Origin of the sequence: Paenibacillus sp. UMB7766-LJ446, assembly GCF_030226665.1 — a bacterium.
In the GTDB taxonomy this organism is placed as follows: Bacteria; Bacillota; Bacilli; order Paenibacillales; family Paenibacillaceae; genus Paenibacillus; species Paenibacillus vandeheii.
This window is the reverse complement of sequence record NZ_JASOYM010000031.1, coordinates 1-2,603: the sequence shown is the minus strand read 5'-3', so window position 1 is coordinate 2,603 and position 2,603 is coordinate 1. Positions and strand designations below refer to the sequence as shown.

At 40.5% G+C, this 2,603-nt stretch carries 1 protein-coding gene; it reads right to left on the bottom strand.

What is annotated here, in order from left to right; genetic code table 11:
• Positions 1-93: 93 nt before the first annotated feature.
• Positions 94-1,899, bottom strand: a complete 1,806-nt coding sequence (ltrA, locus tag QP794_RS33035) for a group II intron reverse transcriptase/maturase (protein ID WP_285080847.1) — start codon at positions 1,897-1,899, stop codon at positions 94-96.
• Positions 1,900-2,603: the final 704 nt, after the last annotated feature.

Below are 2,603 nucleotides of genomic sequence, written 5' to 3'. Positions count from 1 at the left end.
AATAGAAATAGGTAAGGATTTGATATAATCACCGCCTTTTCCCCTTCTCCACACCGTGCGTGCGACTTTCATCGCACACGGCGCTCCATCTTTTTAGATTTTTATTACAATAGGTTCCAAGTTACTCATTTTTCGGTACAGGTTGATTTTCTGAATCGTAGAGTCTGAAAATCCAAACGGCGACATGAGTTTGACAATCGTCTCTGATTTTGTAGCATGAACAAGTTTATGGATATCTTTGTGTAGAATACGTAGATTGCTAAAATCGTCTGTCCCACCTAAATGGATTGGCAAAAGATGATGGCAATGCACGTAATCAGCAGTTAGTAAAATGCCAGATATCTCGCATTTGCCACCCTGCATACTATATCTACTCAGTCTGTTATCCAGGTATTCAATGCTACGGTTTGGTATGTTTGACTGCATTAGTTTAATTAGTTCATATCTAATATCCGTCTTTAAATCCCTATGAAGTCTCTTTCTTCCTTCTGATGTATACGGATTTAACGTCTGCTGAAAGCATAGGTTGTTAACCGTTTTTACATCTCTGAACGGAAAGAGATATACACCTGCGACCTTAAAGGTTCTATATCTGTTCCTGTAGAACTTCTTGAAGGTTGGCGGGGCATTATCAGGATATTGGTATTTACCAATAACTTTGAGACGATTGTATGTGAATGCTTTCAGATCAAAGGCAAGTCGTGAGAACTCTACACTAACATGTGTTGCACGTGAAAAGTAATTGTGTAAACCAAGTACAAAGCTATTGAAGAGAAGAGCGTTTTGAGTAATTGGTGCTTTGTGCAGATTCTTAATGCGCTCTCTTGCTTGCTTCTTGATTTCTGCTCTCTTCTTTTCATTTATACCCGTATAGGCGACTCTTCTTTTTCCTTTTTTCTCAGCCCATATTGTGAATCCCAGGAAATCAGATTTACGTTTCCTGAGGTTTACAATCTGTGATTTTTCGGGTGAGATGTCTAGTTTAAGGCGGTCTCTAAGATAGAGTCTTACAGCGTGATACCACTTCTGAGCTGATTTCCAATCCCGACAAAGAATTTTAAAATCATCGGCGTATCGCACAATATATCCTTCTTTAAGATTGGTTTTCTTGAGTGCTCTGATCCTGTGATAGTCTCCTGCATAGGCGTATTGAGTTTCGAAGTTTGTCCATTGTCCTGCAACCCACTGATCCAAGTCATTTAATACTACATTTGACAGGAGAGGAGATAAGATTCCACCTTGTGGTGTGCCTTTCAACGGTATCCCTTCATCTTCAATTTCAGCTTTAAGCATTTTGCTGATGATTCGAAGTACTCTTTTATCCCTAATACCCATATTCCATAGTTGTTTCAAAAGCAATGTGTGGTTCACATTATCGAAGAATCCTTGAATATCAACATCAACGACATAATGGAGATTGGTTGTGTTTATAAGATGTTGTACTCTCGCTAGAGCGTTGTGTGTTGATCTTACCGGTCTAAACCCGTAACTATGTTTATAGAAGTAAGCTTCCGCAATTGGTTCAATAATTTGTTTAAAACATTGCTGAATGATTCTGTCAACTATGCATGGAATGCCTAACGGTCTTTTCTTTCCATTAGGTTTTGGTATAAGGACTCGCCTAACCTTTTTGGGTTGATAATTCAAAAGCTTGTTTCTTACGTGGCTCACAATCTCTTCTTCTGTTAGTGTCTTTATATTCTCTATGGTTTTGCCATCTGTTCCTGGTGTAAGTGAGCCTTTGTTTGATTTAATTGTTCGAAAAGCTAGGAGGATGTTCTGATGTGAGTTTATTAGCCCGTATAAATTATCGAACTTTTTTCTTCCTAGTGCTTTTTCGTGTAAATCAGTAAAAGTACTCGTCATGTCGTAGTAGTCCCAGTATCGAAGAGTTTGCACTGTGGCTTCACCTCCTTACGGTGATTCCCCACGTTCCTACCTGATCGGTGCAATTCACTTTTCGGAAAAATTGTTTATTATCTAAAAAGACTTGAGGCTGTTCCTCCGTAGCCATTACAGCCACTTCATTGGTCGTGCCTCTACTCTCACAAGGATTAGTACATTTCAGCAAATTTCTGCCTTATAGTAGACGTCTAGGATGACAGTCCTGTAAATCGACGTTCCTTGCTTTCCTTGTACCTTGTGACCTAGCTATGCTTGCTAGACCTTAGGTGCCTCCTTTGAGCCTGTGGACTTGATATCGCCATTGTTCGATATAGCGTGTTTCCTAGACTACAATCGTACTCTACGCTATCCACCCTGACTTCTGTCAGTACATATGTTTCCATATGTTATGAATTTAGACCCGTACATTCGGAGGTTCGTCAGGTTTTTTACAACCATTCTCACCATAGTCCGCTTTTCAGCCATCCGGCATATCAGTTAGCATACCTTCTCAATAGAGTGGCTCCAGCTTCCCTTCTGCCGACTTCACCTGTGCTTCATACCCGACACGCTGTCCGTGTCACGCACGCAGGAGATTAACGGAATTGTTTCAGGATACATGGTTCCCTCTTTCCAATTCTCGGTCGCAAAGTTGGACTTATTTAGTTAAGTCCCCGCTTTTCCCGAATTGTTCGGTTATAGCGGAACAAGTCACACGT